The organism is Protofrankia sp. CiP1_Cm_nod3, assembly GCF_982290655.1.
In genome coordinates this window covers 706-5,662 of the sequence record NZ_CEVIVD010000091.1, presented here as the reverse complement: position 1 = coordinate 5,662, position 4,957 = coordinate 706, and the positions used below count along the sequence as shown (strand labels likewise).

General features: G+C 68.9%; 4 protein-coding genes and 1 riboswitch. Of the genes, 3 read left to right on the top strand and 1 reads right to left on the bottom strand.

Translation table 11 applies throughout. The features are described from left to right. Positions 1-417 precede the first annotated feature (417 nt). Positions 418-1,107 carry a DivIVA domain-containing protein gene (locus AC5LUJ_RS16600; protein ID WP_250285394.1) on the top strand — a complete coding sequence of 230 codons (690 nt, stop codon included), beginning with the start codon at positions 418-420 and terminating at the stop codon, positions 1,105-1,107. A 355-nt stretch (positions 1,108-1,462) separates the two neighbouring features. Here AC5LUJ_RS16600 and AC5LUJ_RS16595 read toward each other — a convergent pair whose 3' ends face one another. Next, complete coding sequence (locus AC5LUJ_RS16595) at positions 1,463-2,137, bottom strand: O-methyltransferase (RefSeq protein WP_250285395.1); 675 nt, start codon at positions 2,135-2,137, stop codon at positions 1,463-1,465. 288 nt (positions 2,138-2,425) lie between these two features. On the opposite strand from AC5LUJ_RS16595, the gene AC5LUJ_RS16590 reads away from it, so the two are divergent. Further along, the gene (locus AC5LUJ_RS16590; RefSeq protein WP_250285396.1) at positions 2,426-2,929 is read left to right on the top strand and encodes a hypothetical protein; all 504 of its coding nucleotides are present in this window, start codon (positions 2,426-2,428) and stop codon (positions 2,927-2,929) included. Between the two features lie 173 nt (positions 2,930-3,102). Beyond that, positions 3,103-3,270: riboswitch (M-box (ykoK) riboswitch) on the top strand. Between the two features lie 639 nt (positions 3,271-3,909). Then, positions 3,910-4,941 (top strand): magnesium/cobalt transporter CorA, encoded by a 1,032-nt coding sequence (corA, locus tag AC5LUJ_RS16585; RefSeq protein WP_250285397.1) that lies wholly within the window; start codon positions 3,910-3,912, stop codon positions 4,939-4,941. Positions 4,942-4,957 lie beyond the last annotated feature (16 nt).

Sequence of the window (4,957 nt, the reverse complement as noted above, 5' to 3'; positions counted from 1 at the left end):
GGGACGGGGGGCGGGTGGCGCCCCGCCGGGAGCGCCGCGTCCGCTCGTTACTGTAACGGGCCGGGCAGGCGAACCGGCAACAGAGTTCTATGAATATAGAAATAATAATTACCGCAAAAATATGAACCGACACGAAAGGCGATCCGGTCTGCGAGCTCACACTTTCTTCGCCGATGGTTCGCTATACAATCCGGAACGGTGAAACAGTCAATTGCCGACGGCGTTCCACGGGCCACCCGGACACGGTCACGGGAGGAGCAAGCACGCCCGCCGCACCTGGAGTCGCCCCAGCCGCCCATACCACCGCCCGGCGGCGAGCGCGGGAGCGACAGCGCCGTCGCCTACCGTCCCATCGTGACGGCCCGCGATCTCTGCGTAAAAGCATTCAGTGCGACCCGGCTGCGTCCTGGCTACAGCATGGTCGGTGTCGATTCCTTTCTCGACTGGGCCGCGGTCGAGCTGCGTCGGCTGCACGCCCTCGTCCGCGTTGTCGAGAACGGGGGGACGCCGGAGCCGGCCGAGCTCGTCCCGAGAATCACGCCGACGGAGATCAGGTCGACGAGGTTCAATACCACCAGATTTTTCAGCGGATACCGCGACAGCGAGGTCGATGATTTTCTCCGGATCGTCGAACGTGAGTTCGGTAATCTGCACACGTTCTTCTCCGCGGTGTCCGCCGCGGCCCTGGCCGACGCTCCCGGTGATGACAGCCGTCGGGCCGCCGCCGTCCGGTACCGGGGCGGTCCCGGGTTCTTCCATCCCGGCGCCACCGGCGCGGAGGCGGCGGCGAAGACGTTCACGAGAACGCGGTTCCGCGCCGGCTACGACACCGCCCAGGTCGACGCCTTTCTCGGCAGAGTGGGCCAGGCACTGGACCGCCTGCAGGCGATGGCGGAGCCGGCGCGGGACGGCCGCCCGGTGGATGCCGCCTCTGCCACGGCCGCCTCTGCCACGGCAGGCCTCACCCCGCGGGACATCGTCGATGCCAGGTTCGACACCACCTGGCTGACGGGCGGATACAGCGAGTACGAGGTCGACGACTTCCTCGATTTTCTCGAGCACGAGCTCACCCGCGTCCAGACCTACCTGTCCCGAACCCCGTCCTGACCCCGCCCTGCCTCCCGATCGAACATCGCAAGATCGCAAGATCGCAAGAACGAGGGAGCGAGTGGTTGTCAGGACAGCCGTTTCCGCACTCAATATTCTTGATCGAAACGGGACGTGCGCGTAGCTGAGGGATTGTCGGGCCGCCGCGGGGCCAGGGCCGGGGGCGGGACTGGTGCTGGCGGCCGCCGCGGGGGAGCGGACCGGCCCCGGTGCGGATTGTCACTGGCGCGGGCGCCCCGACGCGGGTCATCGCCGGTGCGGGCCAGCCTCGGCACGGGTGGGCGCTGACGCGGGTTGTCACTGGTGCGGGCTGGCGCCGGCGCGGGTCATCGCCGGTGCGGGTGGGCGCGTCGGGCTACAGTTTGCGTGCGATGGTCAGACCGTCCGACACGGCCAGCAGGACGGCCTGTACCCGCTCGTCCGCCGCCACCGTGTCGTTGAACGCCTGGATCGCCTGGACGTCCGCGTCCTGGCTCCGCTCGTCGAGCACCTTGCCGTCCTGGAGCACGTTGTCGACGAGGATCAGCCCGCCCGGGCGCAGCCGCGGCAGCAGCAGGTCGTAGTAGACCGGGTACGAGGTCTTGTCCGCGTCGATGAGCGCGATGTCGTAGACGGGCTCGGCGGGCAGCGCGGCGATCGTGTCCGCGGCCGGGCCGAGGCGCAGCTCGATCCGGTCCTCCAGGCCGGCGCGCTTCCAGTAGTGACGCGCCAGCGACGTCCACTCCTCGCTCACGTCGCAGCAGAGCAGATGGCCGTCGGCGGGCAGGCCGCGGGCGATGCAGATCGACGAATATCCGGTGAACGTACCGACCTCGATCGCTCGACGCGCGTTGGTGCTTGCGGTGAGCAGCGTCAGCAGGGTGCCGAGCTCGGCGCCGATCTGCATCACGGCACGTTCCCCGAACTTCCGCCGCGTCTCCGTGAGGAGATCGGTCAGCAGTTCGTCCGGCGGTGAGCAGCGCGCCGCGAGATAGGGATATATGCCGTGCGCCAGAACGGGCGACTGCGCGGTCGGGTCCAGAGCGGACATGAGGCTCAGGCTACCGGCGCATCCCGCTCTCCCGCCCGGTGGGCCTACGCCCGTCTGGCAGGCTCCGCCCGAGGGCCGTGCCGGATGTGCAACGGATGAGCGGCTGACATGGCCGCCTGCCCGCCGGCCGCGTCTTCCGGCCCCGCGGTGGCCCCCGCAGCCGCGGTGGCCCCCGCAGCCGCCGTGGCCCCCGCAGCCGCCGTGGCCCCCGCGGTCGCTTCGCGGGCGGTGTTGGTGTCGCCAGGGTGCCGGCGGGGCATTTCACGGGTTGTGAGGACGAACGACCCGGTGCCGGCGCCGGCACCGACCCTGGCGATGGCGATGGCGGTGGCACCGGCTCCGCCGCCGGCTCCGAGCCCGGCACCGGACGCGGCGGAGGCGGCCGGCAGTGTCGCCGCGGAACTCGACGCGGACACGGTCCACGCCGTCGGGAAGATCAGCGAGGCGCTGGAGTGGGTGGAGCGGGCCCGAGGGCATCTCTACGCGTTCCACCAGATGTCCGGCCATGCCGATCTCATGCTCGGAGCGGCGCTGGAGGAGCTGGACGGCGCCGGTCACGGTGGGATCGCCGAACGGCTCCGCGGGGACCTGCTCGGGCGCAACGTCCTCGACGGCCGATGGACCTTCCAGGTCGTCGAGGAGTACGACGACGGGTACTACCGGGCCTTTGTCGAATCCGAGCGGATGGTCCGGGACGCCCTGGCCGGTGGCCGCCGGCATGTGTACGAGGCGCGGATGAAGGCGTCCGAACGGGAGCGCGCCGGCCGGCCAGCGTTCGGCCCGGGAGCCTGAACGCCGCGTGGGCGCCGTGCGCCATCCCACACAGCGCGTCCTGAGGGCGTCCTGCTGGGGCGCGATCGCCGTCGGTGACGGCGTCCGGGCATGAGGGGCCTGATCGGCTCGTGCTGTCAAAGTCACCGTGTCCTGGTTTGACAGTGTCCCGCGTGCGGCGGCACTCTTGGGATGCGGCACCTCGTTCGGTGAGGCGTCTGCACGGACACAGGCCACTGACCCCGAACGTCGAGAGACGCCCCGGGTCAGGACAGCTCTCCCCGGGCTAAGGGGTGGGCCCAGGTGGCTTCCTGGTCAGGATTACGCCGTGCAGTGCCAAAGCTCTGACGAGGAGGGGTGCTCCGCGCGTGGGGGTGGGTTCTGGCCCGGCTCCCGTTCGTGCGATCACTCTTTGTGGATGCGGTCTGCGCCCGCGAGCGCCTGGCTGTGAAGGAGGTGGCGGGATGAGTCCCGGTCATAGTCGCTGTCTGTCCTGGACTGGCTCGGCGACCCCCGCCGCCTGAGCCTGGTCACTTCGGTGTGAAAACATCGCCGCCGGCCTTTGTCAGAAAGGGCCGACGGTCCCAGCCCCTGCCTTGCCGGGCAGCTCGCGGTCGTCGGGTCGTATCTGACGCGCTGAACGCGGGTGGGCGTCCGTTACGAGCTCCCATGAGCCCGGCGTCGCGGTGGTCTGGAATCAAGGCCTGACCCACAGGGGTTGTGTCAGCAGATGCGCGGGATCGTGCAGCGGGCTTTCACGCACCAGCCGGTTGGCCGTTGTGGCAGTGCGCTCGAACCTTGTTCACGTCCGGCCATGGCCGCGTTCGTCCATGGCCGGCCTGCTGTGTACCACCCGGCGATACGCCTACACAGCGATGCGCAAGGCCCGGTCACCGCCTCGGCGAGGTGCGAGCGAGCGTCCTGGGGGAGCAACCAGCCCGCTCCCGGTTCCAGACCGCTGTCTGCTGGCGGATCCGCGAGACATTCGAGGAGCTGGCGTGATGACGGTGATGGAGAACGTGTTCTACTCCGAGGGACGGCGCCTTGTGCGGCCGGACTCGCTGACCGAGACCTACCAGCTTCTGCACGGACGCCGTGACAGGCGCAAGCAGGACCTCGCCTGGATCGGGCTGGTCCGCCCGGACCAGCGGGAGATCGCTTCGATCGCCCGGGAGTTCGAACTGCACGAACTCGCCGTCGAGGATGCCGTGCAGGCGCATCAGCGCTCCAAACTGGAGCGGTACGGAAAGACCCTCTTCGTGGTTCTGCTGGCGGCTTCCTACAATGACACCCGGGAGGAGGTCGAGTTCTCCGAGCTGCACGTCTTCGTCGGGGACGACTTCGTCATCACGGTACGTCATGGTGATGCGCCGGACCTGCGGCGGGTACGCCACCGGATGGAATCCGAGCCGGACCTGCTGGCCAGAGGCCCCGAGGCGGTGCTGTACGCCATCCTCGACCGGGTCGTCGACGACTACGCACCGGTCGTCGCCGGGCTGGAGAACGACATCGACGAGATCGAGACCGAGGTCTTCCGGGGCGACCCGGAGGTGAGCCGGCGTATCTACGAGCTCTCCCGCGAGGTCATCGAGTTCCAGCGGGCCACCAAGCCCCTGCTCGGCATGCTCGACGCCCTGGCGTCGGGTTTCGTGAAATACGGCGTGGACGCCGGGCTGCAGCAGTACCTGCGGGACGTCAGCGACCACGTCGTCCAGGTCGTGGAGCGGATCGAGGGCTTCCGCCAGCTCCTGCAGAACATTCTCACGGCCAACGCGGCCCTGGTCGGGCAGCGGCAGAACGAGGAAATGAAGATCCTGACCGAGACGAGCATCGCGCAGAACGAGGAGGTCAAGAAGATATCCGCGTGGGCGGCCATCCTGTTCGCGCCCACCCTGGTGGGCACCGTGTACGGGATGAACTTCGAGACCATGCCGGAGCTGCAGTGGACGTACGGATATCCGTTCGCGATCGGGCTCATGGGGCTGGTGTCCGCCATGCTCTACGTCGTCTTCCGCAGCCGCCGCTGGCTCTGAACACCGGACAGGCCGG

Excerpts from the sequence above, each read along its gene's own strand:
- AC5LUJ_RS16600 (WP_250285394.1), top strand. The coding sequence starts at position 418 with ATGGTCGGTGTCGATTCCTTTCTCGACTGGGCCGCGGTCGAGCTGCGT.
- corA (WP_250285397.1), top strand. The coding sequence starts at position 3,910 with ATGACGGTGATGGAGAACGTGTTCTACTCCGAGGGACGGCGCCTTGTG.
- AC5LUJ_RS16595 (WP_250285395.1), bottom strand. The coding sequence starts at position 2,137 with ATGTCCGCTCTGGACCCGACCGCGCAGTCGCCCGTTCTGGCGCACGGC.